The following is a 25314-nucleotide window of genomic DNA, read 5'->3' as shown; positions in this document are numbered from 1 at the left end:
GCGGTCAGCCCGTCACGGGCGGCGCAGGCCGGAGCGAGCTGATCACCGGGAGGGCGCGGTGGGCGTACAGGGGATCCACCGGAAGGACGTGCCTGGCCCACCAGCGGGCGGCCTCCGGCGCGGGTGAGGGCTCGATGAAGGCGGGGGCGTAGTCGTCGTACGGCGGGTCGTAGAGGTACCCGGTGGCGACGCCGTCCCGCTCCAGCGCCGCGATGGCCGCGTCCCGGTCGGTGACCAGCAGCGGAACCCGGAACAACGGCTGGTCCCTCAACTCCCGTACGGCGGGCGCCACGACCGGCAGATCGGCCAGCCGGTCCACTCCGGCCACCCGGCGATCCCGTTCCCTGGGCAGTCTGGCCACCCGCCGCCGCTGGTACCACTGCGCGAGCGGGCCCCGGCGGGTGCGGTAGCCGTGCAGGTCGGCCCTGACCCAGGGGTCGAACGGGGGGAGCCCGGGGACCGTCTTCATGGCGAGGGACAACTCGTCCGCCCGCAACGCGATCCGGTAGCCCTCGCGTTCCTCCTGCATCCCGAAGGCCCGCGCCAGCTTCAGCGCCGGCCGTACGAGATCGAGGCGGAGGGCCGCCTGCCTGGCCATCGAGGTCAGCACGGAGACGATCTCCTTGCGCAGCACGCCGGGCTTCAGCAGCAGGTCGCGTTCGCGTTCCAGCGCCCGGTAGTCGGCCTCGTCCTCGACGGCCAGCACGCCGCCCGAGCCCGCGCCGGCGTGCTTGGAGAGGCTGAACACCCCGGCGTGGCCGAAGGTGCCGATCCGCCGGCCGTTCACGGTGGTCTCCATCGCGTGCGCGACGTCCTCGATCAGGATCCTGTCACCGGCGAGCGCGGCCACGTCGTCGGGCAGGCCGTACAGGTTGGTGGTCAGGACCGCGTCGACCCCGTCCAGGTCGGCGGCCCGGACGTCGATGTTGCCGTCACGTGGCGAGAGCGGCGCGATGACCGGCCGCAGCCCGGCGGCGAGCACCAGGAACAGGATCTCGTCGGCGGAGACCGACGACATCAGCACCCGCTGACCCGGCGTGCACCAGTGGCGCAGCGCCAGGTAGAGGCCGAGGCGGTTCGACGGGAGTGCCAGGCAGCGCCGTTGGAGGCCGTTCACGATTGGAGTGCGGTGCGCAGCCGGCCGTACGTCTTCAGGGCGCGGTCGGCCGTGGTGCGCAGTAACGGGCTGGCGAGCACGGTGTTCCTGACCTTGCGGACCGGGACCTGGAGTATCCAGTGGGCCCCGGCGCCCACGCTGCGCCTGGCGACGCGGCCCTCCGCCACGAAGTACTCGCCGTTCTTCAGTTTCTCCTTGTACTCCTTCTCGCCCCGGCCCAGGTCGAAGACCTGGATGCCCGCCTCGGCGGCGCGTTCCGTCAGGGCGAGGTGGTGGATCAGCCCGGGGGAGTACTTGGCGAACGTCGTGTCGTAGGCGGGGAACCAGCCGACGAGCGTGTTCCGGGTGCGCAGGCCGAAGTGGCCGGCCACCGGGCGGCCGTCGACGTAGATCATGTCCAGCACACCGGCGAAGTGCTCGTTGTCGGTGTCGAGGAGCCGTTCGACGAGCTGGACGATCCACGGCCTGGCGAACCTGTCGGTGCGGCCGGTGCGGCGGTACTGGTCGGTCTTCCAGCCGAGCAGGGTCCGCAGCGCGTCCTGCTCCTTGGTCGCGTAGTCGTGCCGGATGGCGCCGGCGTCACGCTGGAGCTTGCGGCTCTTGGCGACCGTCGACTTGTACGTCTTGCCGGAGTTCTCCTTGACCGTGGCGATGTAGGAGTCGAAGCCGTCGCGCAGGTCGATGATCGGCGAGGGATGGCGGCTGTCCCGGTCCGAGAGCAGGGGCTGACCGGCCATCAGATGGTCGAACTCGAACACGCCGAGCCCGCACTGTTTGATCAGCCTTCGCGGATCGAGGTCGAGGCCCTTGGCGCGGACCAGTCCCTGGGCGTCGGTGAGCCCCGCGCCCACCGGTTTGCCGGTGCCGAGCGGATGACGCTCGAAGGGGAAGAATCCCACGAGGTCGGGTCCGTCGCTCAGCACGGCGACCCGCACATAGTCGCGCAGTTCGCCCACCGCGAGGGTGAACTCGGGCGACAGGAACGGGTTGTCGACGGCGGGATCATCCTCCTGGAGGGCCCTCCAGGCAGAGATCTCCGGATCACCTAGTTCTCGGGGATGTACGACTGAGACGCGCATGAACTCCTACTGGGGGTTTGCGGGGGTTCAGGTGTCGGCCCCGCCACCTGAAACCCTTCGTCGCCCAGCGTGGACGCCGGCGGATGATGCTGCCGTAGAGAGCAGATGGAACCGGGAAGCTCGATCAAGGTACCAAATTTCCACTCTCCGCGCCCCAAAGCGCGTCTCTCCCCGGGTTCCGGCGACGTACCCCGGGTGGCGCCGAGTACCCGAGTCACGTTCTAATAATGGCCATGAGCACGCCTGGAATCGAGTGGCCTCAGCTTGTCCGTTGGATGGCAGCCAACGTTCCGGATGCCGGGGCGCCCACCGAGGTCTCCCTGATCTCCGGAGGCAGATCCAATCTCACCTACGTCATCGAGACCGAAGGGCGCAGGCTGGTGCTGCGGCGGCCCCCGCTCGGCCACGTGCTTCCCACGGCGCACGACATGGGCCGCGAGTGGCGGGTCATCGCCGCCCTCGCCGACACCCCCGTGCCGGTCCCCGATCCCGTCGCCTTCTGCGCCGACGAGGACGTGATCGGGGCGCCCTTCTACCTGATGGGCCACGTCGAGGGATCCGCGATCCGGTCCGCGGACGAGCTCGCCCCGTTCGGTCCCGAGGAGGCCAGGCGGCTGGCGGTACGGCTGGCCGAGATCCTCGCCGCCATCCACGCCGTCGACTACCAGGCGGTCGGTCTCGCCGACTTCGGCCGTCCGGACGGCTACCTGGCCAGGCAGCTCAGGCGCTGGAACCAGCAGTGGGAACGGTCGACGACCCGCGAACTGCCCGCGTACGACAGGCTGGTGAAGCGGCTGACGGAACGGCTCCCCGCGCACTCCGCCGCCACGCTGGTGCACGGCGACTACCGCCTCGACAACACGCTCGTCGGCGTCACCCCGGACGGCACGCCGGAGATCAGGGCCGTGGTCGACTGGGAGATGTCCACGCTCGGCGACCCGATGGCCGACCTGGGCGTCAGCCTGACCTACTGGCGCGACCCCGCCCAGCCGGGCTCGGTCGCGGTCGCCGGGGACGCGACGCTCACTCCCGGCTTCCTGGACTCCCGCGAGTTCGCCGCCGCCTACGCCGAGGCCGCCGGCACCGATCTCGGCGACCTGGACTTCTACCTGGCCTTCGGCAACTTCAAGCTCGCCGTCATCATCGAGGGCATCCACGCGCGCTACCAGCAGGGCAAGACCGTCGGCGAGGGATTCGAGAACATCGGCGCCTCGGTGCCGACTCTGGTCGAGCGGGCGCACCGGGTCCTGGAAGGGCACTGATCGGAAGCGATCCGCGGTCAGAAGTAGGTACGGTAATCGGTGTAGAGCCGACGCGCATGGGTATACGCGCGCCGGCTTCGGCTGATGACCACGCGCACGGTCGGTTCGTCAGGGAACGGACGTCCGCGATTTACCACAAAGGGTGAGCGACCGGTGATTCCGAGCAACGGACGGCACGCACAGAGGCGGTCCCGCTGGCCGGTCGCCATCGGAGCCGGAATCGTGACCCTGGCGCTCATCGCGGGCATCCTCGCCTACGCCGCCCGCGAGCGGACCCCGGCCGGACAGGCCGCGACGATCCCGCCCGCACAGCCCGCGCCCACGCTGGAGACCCCGCCCGTCACCGAGGACTGGCCTCGCTGGGGGGTCACCCACACCCAGTTCAGCGCCGACAACGAGCACGACGAGGTGATCGTCGCCGCCGCCGCGCACATCCTCGACCGCGAGCCGCTGATCCAGAACCAGCACATCATGGGCTGGGGAGCCGACAATCCCGAGCCCGCCCCCGGCAGGTACGACTTCCGCAGCCTCGACCGCCGGGTCAAGTTCATGGCCAAGTCCCAGTCGATCCCGGTGATCACCCTGTGCTGCTCGCCCGACTGGATGAAGGGCGGCGACGCGGGCCGTACGGACTGGGATCAGATCGAGGTCGCCCCGGAGCGCGAGCACTTCGACGACTACGCCAAGCTCGCGGCCACCGTCGCCAGGCGCTACCCCACGATCAAGCACTTCATGGTGTGGAACGAGTTCAAGGGCTTCTGGAACGACACGCGCAACGAGTGGGACGCCGCGTTGTACACCGAGCTGTACAACAAGGTGTACGACGCGCTCAAGGCCGTCGACGAGGACATCAAGATCGGCGGGCCGTACCTGCCGATCGACAGCCACGCCGAGGGCGAGCGGACCGAGTTGTCCGGCCCCTGGGGCAAAGTCGACCAGCGCGCCCTCGACGCGATCCGCTACTGGATCGCCAACAAGAAGGGCGCCGACTACATCGTCGTCGACGGCTCCGCGGCGACCAAGGACCGCGGCCTGATCCCCGACGAGTTCGGCGCGCTCGGCAAGTTCAGCGCGATCACCACCTGGCTCCGCCGGGAGAGCGGCAACATGCCGGTGTGGTGGGCCGAGTGGTACGTCGAGCCCGAGGGTCTCGACTGGACCGAGGCCAGGCGTACGGCGGTGCAGACCGCGGCCCTGATCGAGTTCGCCGTCAGCGGCGTGACCACCGCTCTCTACTGGAACCCCCAGCGAGAGGCCGGCCGGGGCGACATCCCGTGCCCCGGGTGCCTGTGGCGGCCGGGCAAGGGCTCCGAGATGCCGATGGCCGGGGTCCTCAAGGGGTTCACCAAGTGGTTCCCCGCGCACGCCGAGCTCACCACCGTGACCCCCTCCGACAAGCGGGTCCGGGTCCTCGCGCAGGCCCGGCAGATGGTGCTGGTGAACACCGCCGACGCCGAGGTCACGGTGACGGTGGACGAACAGGAGTTCACGCTCAAGCCCTACGAGGTCAGGTGGAGCGACCGCGGCGCGGCCTAACCGGTCCTGGCGAGCAGCGATTCCAGGATCTCATCGGCGTGCGTCCACAGCAGCGAACCGCCGGCGTCGGGCAGCAGGTGCCGCCGGGCCGTGGGAATCCGCAGGGCGAGGGTCGCGCCCAGGTCGGGTGAGTGGACGGTGCTGGTGTCCTGCCCGCCGTACCAGAGGTCGACGGGGACCTTGATGCCGGCCGGGTCGAACGGCCAGCGGCCGAAGGCCAGGACGAGATCGCGGGCGTAACCCGCGGCGCCCTGGGCGAAACCCTCGTCGAGCGCCTGCCGGTAGACGGCGGCGAAGGCGGGGGCGGTGTAGACGGCCAGGTCGACGTCGGAGCTCATCCCCGTGGTCAGCCGCCACATCATGTCGGCGCCGGCCGTCGCCGCGAACGACTCCTCGAAGCCCGCCGGATCGTTCGCCGCCGCCTGGATCATCTTGGCGACGTGCGCGTCGAGCAGATCGGTGAAGGCCGGATTGTGGAGATCGTCGGTCCCCGACACCACCGCCACCGCATTGGCGATCCCCGCCGCCGCGCACGCCAGCGCGAACGGCGCCCCGTGGGAGAGGCCCACGATCGCGAACGGGGGCAGCTCCAGAGCGGACGCCAGCTCCCTGACGTCGGCGGTCCAGCTCGTGAGGGTCCGGTCCGGGGCGGGATCGGAGGCGCCGAGGCCGGGCCGGTCCACCGCGATCAGGCGCACGCCGTGCCGGTCGACGGCGTCGGCGCCGAAACCCAGGCTCCGGCCCATCGCGGCCCCCGAGAAGAACAGCACCGGAACCCCGTCGCGCGGCCCCCACTGCGCCCAGCCCAGCACGCGTCCGTCCAGCAGCCTGGTCGTGCCGAGGTGTTCCGGTTCCCTCATGATTGATGAGCGTAGGCAGCCCGGGGCTCGCCGTACAAGCCGTTAACCCACGTCAGCGACATCTTGATGCAACCTTTTCTGGTCCGTACGGCCCGGCCCGCTGCCCTTCCCCGACAAACGCACCCACTCAGTCGGCCCGGCGGGCGACGTACAGGATCCGGTCGTGGTCGTCCTCGTCGGCCGGCTCCCGTGCCGACGTCCCCACCAGCCCGTGGGCGGCCACGACACGCAGTCCGGCCTCCCCTGCCACCCGGCGCACCGTCCGGTCGGAGTGGTGCCGTTGCACGTGCCGCATCGACACCCTCTCCCAGCCCGTGCCGTTCCGCTCGAACAGGTCGAACTGAGTGACCACCACCGCGTCGGCCTCGATCCGCGGGGACACCGCGAACCAGGCCACATACCGGTCCCCCCGGTCGGCGACCGTGGGGACGCCGAACATGCGCCGGTAGTAGCCGATGGTGTTCATGTCGAAGACCAGCACTCCGTCCTCGGTGAGCTGGTCGCGCGCGGCCGCCAGCGACCGCCGCAACTGCTCTGTGTCGGTCAGGTACGCCATCGGCACATCGACGCAGGCGACAACGTCGAAGCCGGTCAGCTCGGGCGGGGGCTCCTGCAGCCGCCCCACCAGGAACCTGATCTCCTCGCCCCCGGGCCGGCGCCGGGCCATCGCCACCATCGCCGGGGAGAGGTCGTAGCCGGTCACCTCGAACCCGCGCTCGCGAAAGGACGCGCTGCTGCGGCCGGTCCCGCACCCGGCGTCCAGCAGCCGTCGCCCGCCCGACCCGTACCGATCCGCCGCGTCCACGAAGCGGTCGACCAGCTTGGCGGTGTCCATCTGCGAGTTCAGCTCGTCGTATCGAGCCGCGATGTTCTCGTACACGGCCAGCGTCTCATCCACATGCGACATGCGCGCCTCCTGTTCGCAGGTGTCCCGTCTCGCAGGTGTCCCGTCGGCCGCGCGCCACGTCGGGAGCCGTACCGGGCCGCGGGGCCCGGCACGGCCGACGGGAGACGGACTACCAGATGAACCATGCCTGCCGGTTGATCCGGCGGCCGGTGACCCGGCGCAGTAACTTCCTCATGGTGCTCACCTCCTTTCCTGACGATCGCTGGTGGTCAGGCCTGGCACGGGGTCCGGCGCAGCTGGAACGGGGGAGGGGTGATGATGCCCGCGACGTGGGGTCGTCCGCGACCGCCGCGCACCTCCAGACGGGCGCCGACCGTCACGGCTGCGACCAGGTCGGCGGCCAGGGTCCGGGCGACGACGGCTCCGGCGCAGGTGAACGGGCCGCCGCCGAAGGGCAGGTAGGGCCCCCGAGGGCCGGGGCCGTCCCACCTGTCGGGCCGGAACCGGGTGGCCTCCGGCCAGTGCCGCTCGTCGCGGTGCAGCAGATAGGCGCAAACCGACACACTTTCCCCCGGCTCCAGCCGTACGCCGCCGACCTGGTGGGCGCGGCGGACGGGGCGGCCCAGCAGCCACGCCACCGGCCACAGCCGCAGCGACTCCCGTACAGCCGACTCCGCGGGCACGGCCGCCAGGTCAACGCCGTGGGTCGCGGCCGCCAGCAGCGTCCAGGCGACCACGTGGCCTACCGGCGCCACCGAGGTTCGGAACAGCAGCAGGTAGACCTGGGCGAGCTGCGTGGCAGGCGTGTCGGGCGGGGTGGCCTCGAGTATGGCGTCCAGCAGGTCGGGTCGGCCGGGCCGCGAGCCGGCCCGCCGGGCGAGCACCTCGCCGGCGAGCGCCCGCACCACGCGCGCCCACAGCGCCCGCCGCGTCACGCGCGCCAGCCGGCCGTTGGGGCGGATCAGGACATCGTGCTGCATCACCTGCGCCATCAACTCCCGCAGGGGTGGCGGGCTGTCCGGGCGCAGCAGCGCCCCGGCCAGGAACCGGTGGGCGGCGGCGCGCCCGGCCGAGGGCCACTCGCTGACCTCCCCCAGTTCCGCCACGATGGCGGGCAGCCGCTCGCGGTGGGCGGCCAGGTGGGTGCGTAACGTCGCGCGGGCCGCCCGCCCGATCGCGACCTGTGTCTCCCGCGGTCCCAGCCGCCCGCCGCGGACGTGAAAGAAGTCGGACACTTCGTCGTAGTGACCCTCCTCGTCCTGCAGCACCCGCAGGGCCTCCGCCGGGTCGGCCACGCACAGCGACTCGTCGTCGGGCAGCCGGAACACCGGGCCCCGCTCGCGGGCGGCGTGCTCGACGAACCCCAGCGGGTCCCGGCGGTACCACCGCGCCGCCCCACCGGGCGCCCTCGCCCACGGCCGCCTCCCGCCGGAAGCGGCCCGATCCGGTTCTCCAACCGTCGTCATTCCCACCTGCCCTATGCCATCCGTGATCTCGGGTGTACGCGCAGGTGGTGCCGTTCGCGCGCCTCCGCCAGGAGAGCTGCGTCGCCCGCCGCCTCTCCGGGCAGGCGACTGTTCTTTCAGGCCTGCCGGTGCGCGGTAACGGTGGCAAGGACGACACCAAACCGGGAATTGTGCTGGTTGTTAAGTGAACAGTGAGGAGTATCCGGACTCAATTTAACAGAATTGGTGGAAGTTCGGCAATGAACACGTTTCGGTCCAATGGGATTGCTGACCGTATATGTTCCGCCTCTGTTGGGGCGCGGGCATGGCACGTATGCCGGTAGGCCTTGAGACGCAGCTCGCTGAGCAGCGCCTCGCTGACGCCGACCTTTCCCAATCCAAGCCCTTTCTCGGTTGCCTCCGTTGTCCGGCCGGGCGTTCACCTCCTTCGACCGCCCACGCGTCATTCGAGGCTGACCACGCCGCCCGGATCGCATTCAGCCTCGGCGTCGAAAGACCTCGGCGTCGAAAGAGTGGTGGAGGATCAGGGGCCGGGCGTGGTGGACTGGTGAGTGGACACCGTTCATCAGTTCTCCACAGGAGAGGGCGCCGACGATGGATCCGATGACCATGGCCATTGCCACCGCTATGGCAGGGAAAGCTGTCGAAGTCGCCGGCGAACCCGCCAAGGAAGCGGTCGCCGGGCTCGTACGGAAGGTCAGGGAGAAGTTTCGCGGACGTCCGGCCGATGAGGCGATCCTGGGCGCCGCAGCCGGGGAGCCCGGTTCCGCCGAACGACTCGCCGAACTCAGGGAAGCGCTGCGGCGGAGCATGGCCGAGGATCCCGCGTTCCGCGACGAGGTTCAGGCGCTCTGGGGCCGAGCCCGGCTCGACGCCTCGGCGGAGGGCGACGGGGTCGTCAACATCTTCCAGGGCCGGGCCGAGAAGTCCATCCAGCTCCGCGACGTGCACGGCGGGCTCACCATCAACTGAGCGATGCCGTCATTTCGTGCGAGTGATGTGGGGGAAGCGGACTCCGCTCCCCCCACACATGGTGCTTTGAAGCATATCGGGTCAGGAAAGAGACCCTACCGGCAATCTCGAGAGCTGCTCCATGACCGTGATTCCGGTCATGAACATGCCGGCGAGTAGCATAAGTTTAACCGTTTGGAACCTGTGCACGACTCTCCTTTCTTCGGGGACTGGGCGCGTGCCCACAAGACATGGTCATGTCATGGCCGACGTTCGGCGGGACAGACATTACCGGATGCAATCGTGTAATGCGGAGCGAATTGCCAGACATTCTGGCTTGACGATTGGTCATATATCCGGATATGCCGTACATGGCGATCAGATGGGGACATATGATGCGTTGTCCTTTGAGGGTTGCTCATGATTCACCGGGTCGAGTGCTGCGAGGCCTTTCGCCGCCGCAGGGCTCCGGAGAGGCGCGACCGTGTCACCCGGGGGCCGACTCACGAATGCGCGTCGCGCGGGCCGGTGCCGCCCGCGCGGACGCGCACTCGTGACCGTCAGCGCGCCAGCCGGGATCGCACCGTGTCGGCTTCGGGGACGCCGAGGCGTTCGTACAGGGTGAGGGCTGCTCGCCAGCACTCCTCGGCCTGAGGCCGGCCGCGGGCGTGCAGCGTCGACGTCCCCATCTGGTCCAGGGTCAGTGCCTGCTGGTCGATGTCGCCGATGTCGCGGGCGAGGTCAAGCGCCTGCCGGTAGCGGTCGAGCGCCTTGTCGTGGCGGCCGGCCCGCTGGTGGGCGTCGCCGATGTGCCGCAGTGCCCGGCACTCCTCGTATCTCTCGGAGAGGTCGCGTGCGATGTGCAGGGCGCGCTGGTGATGGATGAGGGCCGCGTCGCCGTCTCCCATCTGTGCGTAACAACAGCCGATGTTGTTGAGAACGTCGGCTTCGCAACGCCGGTCACCGATTTCCCGATAGGTGTTCAGGGCCGTCCGGTAGTGTTCGAGCGCCTCCGTGTACCGGCCGGTGGCCCGATAAACGTTGGCGACATTGTTCAGCCAGATGGCGCGATGTTGCCGCCCCATCTCCGGCCCGGTCACGGCGGCTTCCTCGTAATAATTCAGCGCCGTCATGTGATGGCCGAACCGGAGCTCGACGTCGCCTATGTTGTTCAATGCGATCTGCTGGCCACCCCGATCGCCGATTTCCTGGGAGATGCCGAGGGCCTCACGCAGCCGATCTGCCGCCTCGACGTAATCTCCGGTATGCCAGTGGATAATCGCGATGTGATTGAGGATGACGGTCTCGCCTCGACGGTCTCCCATCGACCTGCGTATCTGGAGTGCTCGATCAAAATGGCTCAGCGCCAAGTCGAATTCGGAGCGGTGCCAGTGGATCAGACCGATCTGGTCGAGTAGCCCGGCTATTCCGTGCTGGTTGCCGACGGCCCGCTGAATGGCCAGCGCCTCGGCCGCCCGCTGGAGTGCCTCCCCGAACTTCCCGGCTCGCCAGCGCACCTCGGCGAGGTCTGACAGGGCGCGGGCGATTCCGGCCTGGTCCGCCAATTCCCGCCATGCCGTGACCGCGCGTTCGTGCAGATCGGCGGCTTCTTCCCAGCGGCCACACTTTTCGAGGTGGTGACCGAGCACATGGGCGAACAACGCCGCGTGCCTGAGCCAGTTCTGGTTCGCCGCGTGGTGGGTGACGCGGACCAGGGTGTCGATTTCGACGCTGACCCAGTCCTTTGCCTCGTCGGCGGTGTTGAGCACGGGGTGAACTTGCGGCGCGGGAGTCACCACGACGGTGATTCGCCGTCGTTCCGGATACAGCAGCCGATCTGCTCGATCAGCTGTGAACAGGTAGTAGTCGAAGATCCTGCGCAGGATCTCCTGCCGTTCGGCCGTAGGCTCGTCGGCGGAGAGCTGGCGCGCGTATGACCCGATGAGGTCATGGAAGCGGTAGCGATCGTGCCGCAGCTCGGTGATGAGGTGATGGTTGAGCAGGTCGTCGAGAATTCCTTCGGCCGCGGCCGGGCTCTCCATGAGCAGGGCCGCGACGCATTCGAGAGCGAAGTCCCTTCCCGGATGGAGTCCGAGGGCGCGGAACGCGCGCTGCTGGCGTTCGCCGAGCCCGTGGAAGGAAAGCCCGAAAGCGGTGGTGATCTCTCGGTCCCCGGCGCGGATCTCGGCCAGCCGCCGGTTGTCCTCCCGGAGCACCGCCGCGATGTCCGCGACCTCCCACGCGGGGCGATGCAGGGCCCGGCTCCCGACGAGCTGGATCGCCAGGGGCAGGTAGCCGCACAGCCGTACGACCGAATCGACATCGTCGGGCGGGGCCTGGCCGCGGGGGCTGATGATGCGGGTGAACAGGGCGGCGGCGTCATCGGGGGGCAGTACGTCGAGGGTCAGCGTCTCGACGTCGTCCAGCCCCACCAGGCGCCGCCTGCTGGTGATCACGACCAGGCAACCCGGCGCGCCGGGAAGGAGATGGCTGATCTGCTCGTGGCCCGTGGCGTCGTCGAGCACGAGAAGCATCCTGCGCCGTGAGAGCTCGGTACGCCACAAGGTCGCGCGGTCCTCCAGCCCTTTCGGGATGTGGGAGCCCGGGACGCCGATGCTGCGGAGTAACCGGTCCAGGGCGGTGGCGGGATCGACCGACGGCTGTTCGACGTCGTAGCCGTGCAACTTGAGGTAGAGCTGTCCATCCGGGTACCGGTCGATCAGCTGGTGAGCCAGGTGGACGGCCAGTGTGGTCTTGCCGACGCCGGCCATGCCGTCGATGGCGATCACGGCGACGGATGATTGCCGCGCGTCCGTCGCGGAGATCAGCCGATCGATTTCCCGCGCGCGGCCGGCGAAGGTGAACTTGTCGCGCGGCAGGCTCTTGGGGATGTCGTTTCTTGTGGTTCCGGTCCGGAACGGGGGCTGGAGCGAGGCGTCGCCACGGAGCATGCTCTGGTGCAACTCCTGCAGGGAACGGCTCGCCTCGGTGGCCAGTTCTTCGTCCAGGCGCCGCCAGGTCCGGCGGTAGGCCTCGAGGGCATCCGCCTGGCGGCCGGCGCGGTAGAGCGCCATCATGAGCAACTCGACCAGTTTCTCGTCGAAGGGGAACCGATCGACGAGTTCCGAGAGTTCCGCGACGAGGTCGGCATGGTGACCGAGTCGTAGTTCGAGTCCGGCGCGGTCGACGGTGCTCGTCAGCAGTTCGTTTTCGAGGTTCTTGCGGATGCGGGTGGCCCACGACCCGGAAAGGCCGGCCAGCGGCTCTCCGCGCCACAGCGTAGCCGCGTCGCGAAGCAGCTGGACTGCCTGATAGTCATCGCCGCTTTCCCCGATTGCGCGTGCCTGTGCCCGTAGCCGCCGGAACCGGTGGTAATCGACGTTCTCCTGATCCGTTTCCAGGACATACGCACCGGATCGATTCCGCAAATGGGCGGCTTCCCCTATGGCGTGCAGGCGCGCCCTGAGCCGGGAAACCTGGCTGTTCAGGAGGTCCCGGGCGTTCGTCGGCGGATTGTCATCCCACAGCCGGTTGACGAGGGACTCGGCGGACACCGGCTTGCCGGGGGTCAGCAGCAGGGAGGCTAGGATGTGACGCTCTTTCGCCCAGCCGATGTTGTGACGTCGTTCTTGAGCCCACAGCTCAATAGGGCCGAGAATGCGGAAATCCACCTGAGCCCCTTAATTAGGGACTTGCCTTCTCAAGCTGAGATTTTTTCATCTTCAAGCACTGAAATCCAGCCGCAGGCCGTACCGGTCTGGCTGCCATGAGGTGAGCTGACTCTGTCAGCAAGGTCTCCGCAAGGTCTGCTGCAAGGTCGGGAACGGACGCTGCGTGAAGGGGCGAGGGGGCCTCGCAAGTATCGCGAAGCTGCGCCGAGGGGGATTCAATCACAATGTCAGGTCATGAATGGTGTCGCGTACCGGTCGGACTCGACGCGCGCCGATGGGTGACACGTGGGAACTGCAAGTTCGTGCTCGTGATCGTGCACACGGTCACATCGGGACAGCGTCTGATGGAAGTCGTCCGGCTCATGGAGTCGGACCTTCGGATCCAGGTGGTGTTCACCAGCGCGCCGGACGTGTTCAGCAACGGCGTGAAGAAGTTCATCGAAGGTCTCGGCGTCGTGTGGCTGCCCTGGCAGCAGGCGTTGCACGAGAGTTTCGACCTGGCCATCACGGCGAGTCTGGGGGCGGTGCACGAGATTCGCGCGCCACTGATCGTCATGTCACACGGAGCCCGGTTCAACAAGCTCGTGCCACGTCAGAACGGTGCCGGAGCGAGGGGAAGCCGGGAGACCTACGGGCTCGACGCTCAGCGCCTGGTGCACGACGGCGTCGTCGTCCCGTCGGCGATCGTCCTGTCGCATCGGGCCGACCTCGTAAGACTGGGCCGCTCGTGCCCCGAGGCGCTGCCGGCGGCGGTCGTCGTGGGAGACCCGTGCTTCGACAGGCTGTCCGTGAACATGGCGCGGCGCCCGCTCTATCGCCGGGCACTCGCGGTGAGATCCCACCAGAAGCTCGTCGTGGTGAGTTCGACGTGGGGTTCTCAGTCACTGTTCGGGCGGCGGTCCGACCTGCTGTCGCGGCTTGTCGCCGAGCTGCCCGCAGACGAGTTCCGCGTGGTGGCGTTGTTCCACCCCCACGTCTGGTTCGGGCATGGCATCTGGCAGATCCGTACCTGGCTCGCCGACTGCCAGCGGCGCGGCCTCAGCGTGCTGCCGCCCGAGGCGGACTGGCGTGCCGTACTCATCGCCGCCGACTGGGTGATCGGCGACCACGGCTCCGCCACCCTCTACGGCGCGGCCACCGGAGTTCCCGTCATGCTGGCCGGTTTCCCCGCGGCGGAGGTGGATCCCGAGTCGGCGCCGGCCGAACTAGCGGCGCTCGCGCCGAGGATCACCCGGCGTAGACCGTTGCGGGCGCAACTGGCCAGGGTCGCCGCGGAGTTCCAGCCGGACCACCATCGGCGACTGGCGGAGCTCGTCACCTCGGTGCCGGGCCGTTTCGATCGGAACATGCGGCAACTGATGTACCGGCTTCTCGACCTGCGTCAGCCCGCCGTCGTGCCGGGCGCCACGCCGATTCCGGTGCCATTCCTCGTCAAGTAGAACGTTCCTCGTCACGTAGAAACGGAGGCGGACCGTGTTCGAAAAGCTGACCGCCGCGCATCTGTTCCGGCTCGGCCGTCCGCTGTGCCTGACCCGCGGACCAGCCGTGTCTCCATCGGCCAAGCACAGGGGAGCCGTGCCGGCGATCCTGGTCATCCCACGCGTGGGCCCACTCCGTGAGCCCCACCTGATGGTGCTCGCCGGAGAGTTCGCCTCCTGCGGCCTGCCGGCCGGTGATCTCGTCGTCGGTGACACGCATATCGTCGTCCATTCCGACGATGCCGCCGATCGGCGTTGGCGCGAGCTGGCCGACGTCCTCGTCGGCCGGTCCGAGGGCTCGTGCCCGCCTCCAGCCGACCGGGTGGCGCGTGTCCTGGATCGCCACCCGGGGTGCGCGGTCGCCGTCGACCGGTGTCCCCGGGGCTGTCTCGCCGGGATGCGGGACGGCAGGCTGGCCGAGATCGCCGGGACGGCCGGCTTCTCGGCCGGCGCCGACCCGTGGGCGGCTGCCTTCGGGTCATTCCTCTACTGCTGGCGGGCCGGGCGGATGCCGCTCGAAGGGCTGGCCACCGCGTCGGTGATCGCCGGCCACTACTCCACCGGCCCGGCCGCCGACGGGACCGGACGGCTCCACGTGGCCGGCCGGGCGCGCATCCGGCTGGCTCGCCGTCCCGTCGGGGAGGTGGCCCGGTGACCCACAAGATCCTTGTCGCCGGGGTCACCAGCTTCTACCTGTCACTCGGGGTGGCGGAGTTCCCCTTGCGGTTTCAGCCCACCCGCGCACCTCGCTGGCTGGCCGGCGGAGTGTCCGGGGCCGCAGGTCACATCGCACGGGTTCTCCGCACCCTGGGCGACGACGCCCGCCTGTGCACGGTTGTCGGGTCCGACGCCGCGGGCACCGCGATCCGGGCGGAGCTGAGCCGTGACGGCCTGCTGGGGCCGGGCGTGATCGACGGAGCCTGCTCATCGCTGGGTGTGGTCCTCGTCGGTCCGGACGGACGCCGGATGGGGTTTCCCCATCTCGCCCCCGTGAATCAGCTCCGATATCCCCCGGAAACGTTCGCCGAACAGGCCCGCGACGCCGATCTCCTGGTCCTGACGAACGCGAAGTTCGTACGGCCGCTGCTCGGCGCCGCCGCCGCGCTGGACATTCCCATCGCGGTGGACGTTCACCTCATCGCCGATCTGGCCGGTGACTACAACCGCCCATGGCTCGACGCGGCACAGATCGTCTTCTGTAGCCATGAACGTCTGCCGCAGCCGCCCGCGCGGTGGGTGTCCAGCGTTTTCGCCCGTCATCCGCGCTGCAAGCTGGCAGCCGTCGGGCTGGGTGCCCGAGGGGCGCTCGCCGGGACGCGGGACGGGCGGCTGGTCACGGTCGAGGCGGTGGCGCCCCGTGGCGTCGTCAACACCTCGGGGGCAGGCGATGCCCTGTTCGCTACCTTCCTACACGTCTGGCTTGAAACGGGGGACGTGGTGCGGTCACTCCGGGCGGGGGTGTCCCACGCCGGTTGGAAGGTCGGGCACCGGACTCCGGCGTCGGTGTCGCTGACCGGTGCCGGACTGGCCGAGCTTCAGGCGTCGCACCCGCCCCGCGTCGTCGCCGGCAGGTGGGACACCTGATCACCCGGGGCCTTCGAGCCGGGTCAGCGCCTCGTCGAGATGGCCGGTGCCGGTTCCCATCCGGCTGAGGATCCGTCGGGCGTCCTCGTAGTGGCGGCGCGCGTCGTCGCGCCGCCCCGCGTCCGCGGCGAGCTCACCCAGTACCTGCAGAGCGAGCGCCTCACCCGTCTCCGATCCGATCTCTCGCATCGCCCGCAGCCCCTGGGCGGCCAGATCCACAGCGACCGCGGAGTCGGTCCGGCGTGCCCGGCCGAGCAGGATCAGCACCCGGGCCTGGTTGTAGGGGTCGGCTTCGCCGCCCAGGAGCCGCCGCGCCTGGGTGAGATGGGCGACCGCCTCCGCCGTACGATCACTTCTGATCAGGGCGTCGCCGAGATCGGACATGGTGCGGGCGGCCCGCCGCGGCTCGCCTGCCGTACGGTAGCCGGCGATGGCCTCGGTGAAACGTGTGATGGCCAGGTCGAGGCGGCCGCGGTCCATGTCGAGGAGCCCCGACCGGCGCTGCGCCCCCGCCAGTCGCTGAAGATCGCCGAGCCGACGCCAGAGCTCCGCCGCCTGCCGGAAGTCCTCGGCCGCTTCGTCGAGCCGGCCGAGGGCCCGCAGCGCGAGGCCGGTGCGGTTCAGCATCTTGGCCTCGGCGGTGGAGTCGGCGCCGGCGCGTGCCGCCTCCAGCCCCATCCGGTCGACGTCCAGCCGTTCCGCGTAGTGGCCACGATGGAGGAACAGCGGCCAGATCGCGTCGACCAGCTGCCAGGTGGTTCGGTAGAGCCTTCGGTCGAGGGCCGTCCGGGCAGCCGTCCGCAGGTTGCGGAACTCGTGTTCCAGCCAGGTCAGTGCGTCCGCCGCGGCGGAGAAGGCGATCGGCTCGGCGGGTTCGTGCAGCACCGCAGGCCGGGGTAGGTCACGGTAGGGAGCCACTGCCCGACTTGCCGCCGTCGCCGTGTGCAGAAACCAGTCGAGGGCGCGCCGGATGGTTTCTGCGCGGACGGTTTCCGGTTCTTCGCGCTCGGCCATTTCACGGGCGTGCAATCGGGTCAGGTCGTGATAGCGATAACTGTCGCCCGGTAAGTCATCGAGCAGGTTGGCGTCGGTGAGAATATCCAGCAGCGGCCGGATCTCAGAACGTGGCAGCCCAGCGGCGGCGGCGGCTCCCCAGGTGCTGAATGTCGTGCCCGGATATATTCCGAGCAGCCGATAAAGGCGGGCGGCGGATGGCGGCAGGCCCTGGTAGGACAGAGTCAAGGCGGCCCGGATCGTCATGTCGTCCTCCGTCGAGAGCGCGCTGAGCCGGTGCCTTTCGTGGGTGAGTGCCTCGACCATCTCGGTCAGCGGCCGGTGCGGCCGGGTGGCCAGTCGCGCGGCGGCGACGGACAGCGCGATCGGCAACCGCGCGCACAACTCCACCAGGACACGAGCGGCGTCGAGATCCTCCTCGATCCGGTCGTGACCCAGGCTCAGTTCGAGTAGCTCAAGTGCGGCTTCCGGGCTGAGCCGTTCCAGCTGGATGCTCCGTGCGCCGCGCGCCAGCAGCCCGGCCAACCGCCACCGGCTGGTCACCAGTGCGACGCTGTTCGCCGAGGCCGGAAGCAGCGGGCTCACCTGCGCCGCCGAGATCGCATCGTCCAGCACGACGACCAGGCTGCGCCCGGTGACCAGCGACTGGTACAGCGCGGCGCGCTCGGCCGGTTCGCCCGGAATCCGGTCGGGTGCCACCCCGAAGGCCCTGATGAACTGCCCCAGGATCTCCGTCGGCTCCGCGGGATCGTCCATCGCGTGGCCACGTAGATCGGCATACAGCTGGCCATCGGGGAAGTCGGCGCGCCGGCGGTGTGCCCAGTGGAGCGCGGCCGCCGTCTTGCCGATCCCGGCGGGACCGCTCAGGACCACCACGCCGGGCACGCCCGAGCCGCCGCGGCGGGCCCGGGTGGCGTCGAGCTGGGCGAGTGCCTCATCCCGGTTGACCAAGATGCTCACCGCCGGGAGCTGGCTCGGCGTGGGCAACAGGACGGACGCCTGATGCAGGTGGATTCCGCCGTGTACGTCGCGTGCCTGCACCGCCGGCCCGAAGATCGTCCCGCCCAACTCGTTGACGTGACCTTCGCCGGGGGGTTCGCCGTAAGACTCTCTGCTCATCGCCTGCAACGCATCAATGGGACGAAAGTAAACTCACGACACCGATGTCGACTAGTCCACTATTTTGTCATGTAAATAAGCCTGATAACGTATTCATACCTCCTACGTGCCGAAATTACCACCGGAGGGGCGACGGCATTAGTCTATGCTGACGGAGCGTCGCCGATCCAATCCGTGAAACCGATTCGCGGGCCGTAGGAAGGCGACGTGTTATGGCTGTGCGAGCCGGACGCCGGACCGGCTGAGTGAATCGGGACACGCCTGGCGATGAGTTCCACCGGGCACGGTGTCCTATGAAAGTTTCGCCGCCCGCCGTACCTGGTTCGCTGGTCACGCGGTCTGACTCCGCGATGTGGTTGCCCGGGTGTCGCTCGCATGCCTACGGTGCGTACGGTCGGCAGCGAGGAGTTCGTGATGCTCAGGCGCTCGGTTCCCCCACTGGTCGTGGCGGTGGCGTTGGTGCTGTTCGCGGTGCTCAACCCGTACGCCGCGGGGGCGAAGATGGCCAGTGGCTTCGACTTCGCGCGGGCGCAGGTCGCCGTCACGGGGTTGCAGGTGCCGTGGGGCATGGCGTTCCTGCCCGACGGCAGCGCCCTGGTCTCCGAGCGGAACACCGCCCGGATCATGCAGGTGCGGCCGGGCGCGACGCCGGTCCACGTCGCCACCGTGCCGGGAGTGTCGGCGTCGGGGGAGAGCGGCCTGCTGGGCATCGCGGTCGCCTCGACGTACGCCCAGGATCAGTGGGTCTACGCTTATTTCACCACCGCCTCCGACAACCGGGTGGTCCGCTTCCGGCTGAGCTCGGCCCAGACGCAGCAGGTGCTGTTGTCCGGCATCCCCCGCGCGACGATCCACGACGGCGGGCGCATCGCCTTCGGCCCGGACGGCCTGCTCTACGTCGCCACCGGTGACGCCGGGAACACGGGCAACGCGCAGAACCTCGGCACCCCGGCCGGCAAGATCCTGCGGATGCGCCCCGACGGCGGCGTCCCGCCGGGGAACCCGTTCGGCACGCTCGTCTACAGCTACGGCCACCGCAACGTGCAGGGACTCGCCTGGGACCAGCAGGGCCGCCTGTTCGCCACCGAGTTCGGGCAGAACACCTGGGACGAGATCAACGCCATCGTCGCGGGCGGCAACTACGGCTGGCCCACCTGCGAGGGCACCTGCGGCAACGCCTCCTTCCGCGATCCGATCGTGACGTGGACGACGGCCCAGGCCTCGCCCAGCGGTCTCGCCTTCGCGGGCGGCACCCTGTTCGCCGCCGGACTGCGCGGCACCAGGCTGTGGACCGTCCCGGTGACCGCCGCCGGTGGCGCGGGCACGCCCACCGCCGAACTGCAGGGCGCGTACGGCAGGCTCCGCACGGTCGGCGTCGGGCCGGACGGCTGGCTCTGGATCGCCACCAGCAACCGTGACGGCAGGGGCAGCCCGGTCGCCGCCGACGACCGGATCGTCCGCGTCCCGCCGGTCACCCAGACGACCCCCACTCCCACGGTCACCCCCACGGTCGGCCCCACGGGTGGCCCGGCGGGCTGCGCCGCCACCTACCGGGTCACCAGCCAGTGGCAGGGCGGCTTCCAGGGCGAGCTGGCCGTACGCAACACCGGGCCGGCCATCACCTCGTGGCGGGTCACCTTCGCCTTCCCGGGCGGGCAGACGATCAGCCAGATGTGGGGCGGAACCCACACCCAGGCAGGATCGAACGTGACGGTGACGAACGCCCCGTGGAACGGCGCCCTCGCTCCGGACGCCACCACCACGGTCGGCTTCACCGGCGCCTGGACCGGCACCAACGCCGTCCCGGCCACCGTGAACTGCGCCGCCTCCTGACCCGTCCGCCGTCTGAGGGGAGCCGTCGGCAGGCTCGATGCCGACCAGTCATCGGCGAGTGAGTGCACTTCCTGGGAGCGACCTCAGGGCTGCTAACGTGAACTCACACCCCCGTCCTCCGTGAAGCGGTCCGCAGGCCAGCACATTGACGTCCGGAGACCACGGGTTGGGGTAGTCGGAAATTTCGTCCGCTGTAATAGCGTGCGTTTGCAGCAACCGAACGGCCAGTGACGTTAAGGAGCCCGGCGGGCTCGTTTTATCGTCACTGGCCGTTCCGATGCGGGTGGTCGTGGGGCGGCCTACAGAGGCCCGGCCGGCCGATGAGGTTCGCGGTGCGGTGGAAGGTGCGGTTCATCGGTTCGCGGGGGCTGTGGCAAGTGGCTCTGCCGGCTGGGGGCGGCGATCGGGCAGGATCGCCGCTCCCGATATCGCCGGTGGTTCAGAGGATCCTGATCCCGGCTATGCGGACTCCACCAGGGTGGTTCGGCCAGGTGAACGTGGTGTACTTCGGGATCGGCTGAGCAGGCTGCCACCTTCCGTCCCCGTACCACTGGACGCGGTTGTTGCCGGTCGAAATCCGGGTGACCCACCAGAGCGACAGGTCGTAGTAATCCTCTCCGGCGTTGGCGTAACAGTAGTCGTTTGACGAGGAATGGGTTGCGTGGATGGTGGCGCGCACGAGGTCGTCCCGGCCGGCGCATGGGACTTCATTGATCGCGTACGCGGGCGTCGAGGTGGCGATGGTAAGTGAGGCCGTCACCGCGATAGACGCTAAGGCGGCCAGGACCGCCCGTTTGGCGATTCGTTTCATGGAGATTCTCCTTTGTTGCGGATTGTGGCAGTGGAAGCATCTGCATTGATGAGTTCGGTGAATATCTCGCGGAGCCGTGTTGCCGCGCCGCCGACATCTACCTGGGCGCCGACGGTCACCGCGATCTGCAACCGTCCCCGTGATCGCGTTCGCGGTCGTCTGGCCCGGATCGACCGTCTGCCAGCGACCGGCTTCGCCGGTGCGGCGGGCGGTCATCAGGGCTACGTGGTGTCATGAACAACCTCCTCGTTCACGTGCTAACACTAAAAAGTTAGCACTGCATCAAGCCGATAACAATAGGGTGTTAGCGGAGAAGTTATCGGTTGTGGCGAATGCCCGTTAACATCGATTCATGTGCAGCATGAACAAGCGGGAAGCGATCCTCGACGTTGCGGCGGACCTGCTGGCGAGTGAAGGAAGAGACGCCGTCTCGACCAGGGCGGTCTGTAAGGCCGCCGGCGTGCAGGCGCCGATCCTGTACCGGCTGTTCGGTGACAAGCAGGGCCTGCTGGATGCCGTAGCCAGTCGAGGGCTCACGTCATACCTCGCCGAGAAGCGGGGCATGACACCCAGCGGCGACCCCGTGGAGGACTTGCGGCGTGGTTGGGATCTGCATGTCGGGTTCGGTCTCGCCGAGCCCGCTCTGTATTCGCTGATCTACGGGAGTCCACGACCAGGTGCCGAGCCCGACGGGGCGAAGCAGGCCGCGGAGATCCTCGCCGGGCTGGTGCATCGTGTGGCCCTGGCCGGTCGCCTCCGCGTCCCGGAGCAGCGTGCGGCGCGCGTGATCCATGCGGCTGGTCGTGGCACCACGCTGGCCTTGATCGCCACCCCAGAGCCAGAACGCGACATGGACGCCGCCCGGATCGTCCGCGAAGCGGTCATCAACGCGATCACCGATCCCGCCCTGACCGGCTTCACGCGTACCGGGAACGACGTCGTGGCCGGCGCCATCACCCTGCGGGCTGCCCTCGCGGACGTGAAGGTCCTCAGCCCTTCCGAGAGCCGACTGCTGGGCGACTGGCTCGATCGGATCATCGACGGCTAGGCGTCGCGCTTGGCCCACCGCTTCGCGAGCCTGCCCAGCTCGGCGTTGACTTCGGCCTTGTCCCACGCGGCCGGATCCCACTGGTGGTGCTTCCGCCGCCTGACCCGTCCGCCGTCTGAGGGGAGCCGTCGGCAGGCTCGATGCCCACCAGCCATCGGCGAGTAAGCGCTCCCGCCGCCTGGCCGGCCTGCCGCCTGAACCGCCTTGACAACGTCGGCGCTGAGGGCTTGTAATTGCCTGCATGTCGCGTGTCGTCGGCCTGGATGACGGCAGTGGCACGGAGGGATGATGTCGTGAACTCACACTTCACAGGCCGCGCCTGAGCGCATAGCGCCCGCGCGCCCTCCCCTGCGTCCGGTGGTGCCGAGCACCGCCGTCGTATGCGAGCCCCGCACAGATCGGTGACCGGCTGACGGTCGGCCGCTTCTGCGCGCCCATCGAGGCTCCATGCCCGCTGCCGGGTCGGCGTGCGGTGATCCGTACCGCAGTCATTCACCACCAACGCGACTTTCTCACGCCTGGAGCGGACAAGCATGCCCAACGACTTCAACCAGCAGATCATCGATGAGTTCCGCGCCAACGCCGGCCGGGTCGGCGGCCCCTTCGAAGGAGGCCGGTTGCTCCTTCTGACGACCACCGGGGCCAGGACCGGCGCGCGCCGTACCACTCCGCTCGGCTACCTGCCGGACGGCGAGCGGATGCTGATCATCGCCTCCGCCTTCGGCGCGCCGGCCCATCCGGCCTGGTACCACAACATCGTCGCCGAGCCGAGCGTCACCGTGGAGAACGGCGTCTTCACCTTCCCGGCGCGGGCGACCGTCCTGGAAGGCGCGGAACGCGACCGTCTCTTCGCCCGCGCGGTGGAGGCGGACCCCGGCTGGGCCGACTACCAGGCCCGGACTAATCGGATCATTCCCATCGTCGCCCTCAGCCCCGAGGACAGCGGGCCGCCCGCCGGGCCGCTGGGCGACGCACTGGTGGCGGTCCACGGCGCGTTCCGCAGGGAACTCGCCCTCATCCGCAAGGAGATCGCCGAGTCGGGGCCGGGCCTGGGCGCGCAGCTACGCGTCAACTGCCTGACCCTGTGCCAGGGGGTGCACCACCACCACACCATCGAGGACGGCGGCTTCCTTCCTTACGTGGAGACGCGGCACCCTGAACTCGCCCCGGTCATCGAACGGCTGCGCCACGAGCACAAGACGGTCGACCGGCTCCTGACCGGGCTGCAGACCCTGTTGTCCGGCGAGGCGACCGATCCCGGCGTGCTCATGGCCGAGGTCGAACGACTCACCGCGGAACTGGAAGCGCACCTGGACTACGAGGAGCGGGAACTGGTCCCGATCCTGAACGCGCTGACCACCTGAGTCAGCCATGGTGCGTGAAAACGCGCACACCGCGCGATGGGTGCACTTCTTGGTGAAGGCGCACCCATCGCGCGGCGGGTGTCACAGTCGTGTGCCGTTGACGACCAGCGCCACGTCGATGTTGCCGCGGGTGGCGTTGGAGTAGGGGCACACCTGATGTGTCATCAGGACCAGGTCGGAGGCCTGGGTGGCGTCGGCGATCGACGGCAGCTCGATCTCGAGTTCGACGCCCAGCTTGAACCCGCCGGTGCCGGCGGAGATGAGCATGACCTTCGCGTCGATCGCCACGTCATCCGCCCGCAGTCGCCTGCGTTGCCCCACCAGTGCCAGTGAGGCGGCGAAGCAGGCGGCGTAGCCGATGGCGAACAACTGCTCGGGGTTGGTTCCTTCACCGTCCCCGCCCAATTCCTTGGGCTGCCGAAGTTCCACCTCCAGCCTGCCGTCCGTGGTACGCCCGTGGCCGTCCGCTCGGCCGCCGGTCACGTGGGCCTGTGCGGTGTAAAGCGCGCTCGTCATGATGAGTCCCTTCTCGTAAATTCCTGAAAATGAAGCTTAGACTTCAAAATCAGGAAGTCAACGCCTAGGATCAGGGACCTGACGACCCCGAGAGGCGACCACATGGCTTCACCGAGAATCGGTTACCTGTTGCCGACACGCGATCAGGCGGTCCGTGGCGACCACGAGCCGAACCAGCTGATCGACCAGGCACGCCGCGCCGAGGCACTGGGTTTCGACTCCGTCTGGGCCGGCGACAGCCCCGTGACCAGGCCGCGCGCCGACCCGATGCTTCTCCTGGCGGCCGTGGCCATCGCCACTCGACGCATCACGCTCGGCACCGCGGTGTTGCTGCCCGCGCTGCGCCATCCGATCCTGCTGGCGCACCAGCTCGCCACCTTGGACCGGCTCGCCGACGGGCGGCTGATCGTCGGTATGGGCGGCGGATTCCCCAACGCCAACACCGAGGCCCAGTTCGCCGCGGTCGGTGTCGACTTCCATCGCCGCATCAGTCGCCTGGAGGAGTCGATCGAGGCGATGCGGCGGCTGTGGACCGGAGAGGAGGTCTCCTTCACCGGCCGGCACTTCGACTTCCACGACGTGAGACTGGCTCCTGCCCCGACTCGGCCGGCAGGCCCGCCGATCTGGCTGGCGGGAGGCGGCGAACCGGCGCTGCGGCGGGTGGCGCGCCTGGCCGACGGCTGGCTGCCCTATCCGCCTGCCGTACAGAACTATGCTCGCGACCTGGCCGTCATCCAGCAGTCGGCGGCCCGCACGCTCACCCCTGCGCTGTACGCGACGCTGTGCCTGGACGAGGACCGCGAGCGCGCGCGCAGGCGTCTGCGAACCAGCATCGAGCGCTACTACAACGCCCCGCTGGAAGCCGTCGAGACGATCCAGGCCATGTTCGCCGGTCCGCCCGGCGAGGCCGCCGACTGGCTCAACGCCTACACCGGCGCCGGAGCACGCCACCTGGTGATCCGCCTGGCCGCCGACGACCAGCACGCGGCCATGGAAGAGTTCGCCGGCCGTGTGATGCCCCTGATCCGCACGAAAGGACGTCCATGACCACCTTCGTCCTCGTACACGGCGCCTGGCACGGCCCCTGGGCCTGGGACCGCCTCACCCCGTTCCTTCACCGAGCGGGGGTGCGCACCATCACCCCCGCCCTCACCCTGGAAGGCGACATCGGCCTGCACGCGCACGTCGAAGAGGTCCTCACCGCCCTGGACGCCGCGGCTGACGACACCCTGACGGACGACCTGGTGCTGGTCGGGCACAGTTATGCGGGCCTGGTCGTCCGGCAGGCGGCCGATCTGCGACCCGGGCTGGTGGACCACGTCATCCTGGTGGACGGCTGGGCCGGCGACGACGGCGCCAGCATGTTCGGCCTGGCGCCTGAGCCCTTCGTCCACGCGATCCAGGCCGCCGCCGGCACCAGCGTGGACAACCAGATCCCCGCCCCAGCTCCGGCGATGTTCGGCGTCACCGATCCCGGCGATGCCCGCTGGCTCTCCGCGCGTATGCGACCTCAGCCACTGCGCACCTTCACCGAGAAGACCCGGCTGAGCGGAGCCGTCGATCGGATACCGGGCACCGGCGTCTACTGCCGGCCGCAGACCTATGCCTTCGATCAGTTCGCCGCGACGATCGGGTACCGGACCATCGTCCTGGACGGCCCACACGACGTGATGCTCACCCACCCGCAGGCTCTGGCCCGCGTCCTCTTGGAGGCCCACACGTTCCAGTTCAATAACGAGAAGCGTCAGGATTAGAATG

Annotated in this window: 21 protein-coding genes; 12 read left to right on the top strand and 9 right to left on the bottom strand. The window is 69.1% G+C overall.

From position 1 onward, the window contains the following. Positions 1-4: 4 nt before the first annotated feature. Both MBA17_RS05390 and MBA17_RS05385 read right to left on the bottom strand, forming a co-directional pair. A complete protein-coding gene (locus MBA17_RS05390; protein ID WP_238495149.1) occupies positions 5-1117 on the bottom strand; it encodes a DegT/DnrJ/EryC1/StrS family aminotransferase in 1113 nt (370 codons plus the stop codon). Continuing rightward, on the bottom strand, positions 1114-2196 hold the full coding sequence (locus MBA17_RS05385; protein WP_238495148.1) for a GNAT family N-acetyltransferase: 1083 nt from the start codon (positions 2194-2196) through the stop codon (positions 1114-1116). The genes MBA17_RS05390 and MBA17_RS05385 overlap by 4 nt, the downstream gene beginning before the upstream one ends. Before the next feature lie 275 nt (positions 2197-2471). Between MBA17_RS05385 and MBA17_RS05380 the strand changes: the two genes are divergently transcribed. Next, positions 2472-3458: a phosphotransferase family protein gene (locus MBA17_RS05380; RefSeq protein ID WP_238495147.1), complete on the top strand. Its 987-nt coding sequence runs from the start codon at positions 2472-2474 to the stop codon at positions 3456-3458. Positions 3459-3680: 222 nt separating this feature from the next. After that, positions 3681-4994 (top strand): GH39 family glycosyl hydrolase, encoded by a 1314-nt coding sequence (locus tag MBA17_RS05375; RefSeq protein WP_238495146.1) that lies wholly within the window; start codon positions 3681-3683, stop codon positions 4992-4994. Here MBA17_RS05375 and MBA17_RS05370 read toward each other — a convergent pair. From MBA17_RS05370 to MBA17_RS05360, 3 genes are all read right to left on the bottom strand, one after another. Next, positions 4991-5854, bottom strand: coding sequence for an alpha/beta fold hydrolase (locus MBA17_RS05370; protein WP_238495145.1), 864 nt, complete (start codon positions 5852-5854; stop codon positions 4991-4993). The genes MBA17_RS05375 and MBA17_RS05370 overlap by 4 nt on opposite strands. Before the next feature lie 127 nt (positions 5855-5981). Further along, on the bottom strand, positions 5982-6761 hold the full coding sequence (locus tag MBA17_RS05365) for a class I SAM-dependent DNA methyltransferase (protein WP_238495144.1): 780 nt from the start codon (positions 6759-6761) through the stop codon (positions 5982-5984). A gap of 209 nt (positions 6762-6970) precedes the next feature. Then, positions 6971-8167: a cytochrome P450 gene (locus tag MBA17_RS05360; protein ID WP_238495143.1), complete on the bottom strand. Its 1197-nt coding sequence runs from the start codon at positions 8165-8167 to the stop codon at positions 6971-6973. Positions 8168-8199: 32 nt separating this feature from the next. On the opposite strand from MBA17_RS05360, the gene MBA17_RS05355 reads away from it, so the two are divergent. Together MBA17_RS05355 and MBA17_RS05350 are read left to right on the top strand one after the other, a co-directional pair. Further along, positions 8200-8355: a hypothetical protein gene (locus tag MBA17_RS05355; RefSeq protein WP_238495142.1), complete on the top strand. Its 156-nt coding sequence runs from the start codon at positions 8200-8202 to the stop codon at positions 8353-8355. Positions 8356-8794: 439 nt separating this feature from the next. Next, complete coding sequence (locus tag MBA17_RS05350; protein ID WP_238495141.1) at positions 8795-9139, top strand: hypothetical protein; 345 nt, start codon at positions 8795-8797, stop codon at positions 9137-9139. 539 nt (positions 9140-9678) lie between these two features. Here the strand turns inward: MBA17_RS05350 and MBA17_RS05345 are convergent. Next, on the bottom strand, positions 9679-12789 hold the full coding sequence (locus MBA17_RS05345; RefSeq protein WP_238495140.1) for an AfsR/SARP family transcriptional regulator: 3111 nt from the start codon (positions 12787-12789) through the stop codon (positions 9679-9681). Between the two features lie 308 nt (positions 12790-13097). Here MBA17_RS05345 and MBA17_RS05340 point away from each other — a divergent pair, with 308 nt between their 5' ends. Genes MBA17_RS05340 through MBA17_RS05330 form a run of 3 tightly spaced genes read left to right on the top strand, consistent with a single transcriptional unit; the run spans position 13098 to position 15851 of the window. Continuing rightward, positions 13098-14228, top strand: coding sequence for a glycosyltransferase family 28 protein (locus MBA17_RS05340; protein WP_238495139.1), 1131 nt, complete (start codon positions 13098-13100; stop codon positions 14226-14228). 34 nt (positions 14229-14262) lie between these two features. Beyond that, positions 14263-14922 carry a hypothetical protein gene (locus MBA17_RS05335; RefSeq protein ID WP_238495138.1) on the top strand — a complete coding sequence of 220 codons (660 nt, stop codon included), beginning with the start codon at positions 14263-14265 and terminating at the stop codon, positions 14920-14922. Further along, the gene (locus MBA17_RS05330; RefSeq protein ID WP_238495137.1) at positions 14919-15851 is read left to right on the top strand and encodes a carbohydrate kinase family protein; all 933 of its coding nucleotides are present in this window, start codon (positions 14919-14921) and stop codon (positions 15849-15851) included. Before MBA17_RS05335 ends, MBA17_RS05330 begins: the two co-directional genes overlap by 4 nt. On the opposite strand, the gene MBA17_RS05325 is transcribed toward MBA17_RS05330, so the two are convergent. Further along, complete coding sequence (locus MBA17_RS05325; RefSeq protein ID WP_238495136.1) at positions 15852-17984, bottom strand: tetratricopeptide repeat protein; 2133 nt, start codon at positions 17982-17984, stop codon at positions 15852-15854. It abuts the gene before it with no gap. A gap of 375 nt (positions 17985-18359) precedes the next feature. Between MBA17_RS05325 and MBA17_RS05320 the strand changes: the two genes are divergently transcribed. Continuing rightward, the gene (locus MBA17_RS05320; protein WP_238495135.1) at positions 18360-19817 is read left to right on the top strand and encodes a PQQ-dependent sugar dehydrogenase; all 1458 of its coding nucleotides are present in this window, start codon (positions 18360-18362) and stop codon (positions 19815-19817) included. Between the two features lie 439 nt (positions 19818-20256). On the opposite strand, the gene MBA17_RS05315 is transcribed toward MBA17_RS05320, so the two are convergent. Next, the gene (locus MBA17_RS05315) at positions 20257-20628 is read right to left on the bottom strand and encodes a beta/gamma crystallin domain-containing protein (RefSeq protein WP_238495134.1); all 372 of its coding nucleotides are present in this window, start codon (positions 20626-20628) and stop codon (positions 20257-20259) included. Between the two features lie 352 nt (positions 20629-20980). Here MBA17_RS05315 and MBA17_RS05310 point away from each other — a divergent pair, with 352 nt between their 5' ends. Beyond that, positions 20981-21676 (top strand): TetR/AcrR family transcriptional regulator, encoded by a 696-nt coding sequence (locus MBA17_RS05310; RefSeq protein WP_455432697.1) that lies wholly within the window; start codon positions 20981-20983, stop codon positions 21674-21676. 533 nt (positions 21677-22209) lie between these two features. Further along, entirely contained in the window at positions 22210-23040 is an 831-nt protein-coding gene (locus MBA17_RS05305; protein WP_238495132.1) for a nitroreductase/quinone reductase family protein, read from the top strand. A gap of 81 nt (positions 23041-23121) precedes the next feature. Here the strand turns inward: MBA17_RS05305 and MBA17_RS05300 are convergent, their stop codons facing one another. Continuing rightward, a complete protein-coding gene (locus tag MBA17_RS05300) occupies positions 23122-23556 on the bottom strand; it encodes an organic hydroperoxide resistance protein (protein ID WP_238495131.1) in 435 nt (144 codons plus the stop codon). A gap of 102 nt (positions 23557-23658) precedes the next feature. Between MBA17_RS05300 and MBA17_RS05295 the strand changes: the two genes are divergently transcribed. Both MBA17_RS05295 and MBA17_RS05290 read left to right on the top strand, forming a co-directional pair. Next, positions 23659-24603 (top strand): LLM class flavin-dependent oxidoreductase, encoded by a 945-nt coding sequence (locus MBA17_RS05295; protein ID WP_238495130.1) that lies wholly within the window; start codon positions 23659-23661, stop codon positions 24601-24603. Then, a complete protein-coding gene (locus MBA17_RS05290) occupies positions 24600-25310 on the top strand; it encodes an alpha/beta fold hydrolase (RefSeq protein WP_238495129.1) in 711 nt (236 codons plus the stop codon). Before MBA17_RS05295 ends, MBA17_RS05290 begins: the two co-directional genes overlap by 4 nt. Positions 25311-25314 lie beyond the last annotated feature (4 nt).

This window comes from Dolomitihabitans soli, from assembly GCF_022213955.1.
Classification (GTDB): Bacteria; Actinomycetota; Actinomycetes; order Streptosporangiales; family Streptosporangiaceae; genus Streptosporangium_A; species Streptosporangium_A soli.
The sequence above is the reverse complement of the archived record's forward strand: the minus strand, read 5'-3'. Positions and strand labels throughout refer to the sequence as shown.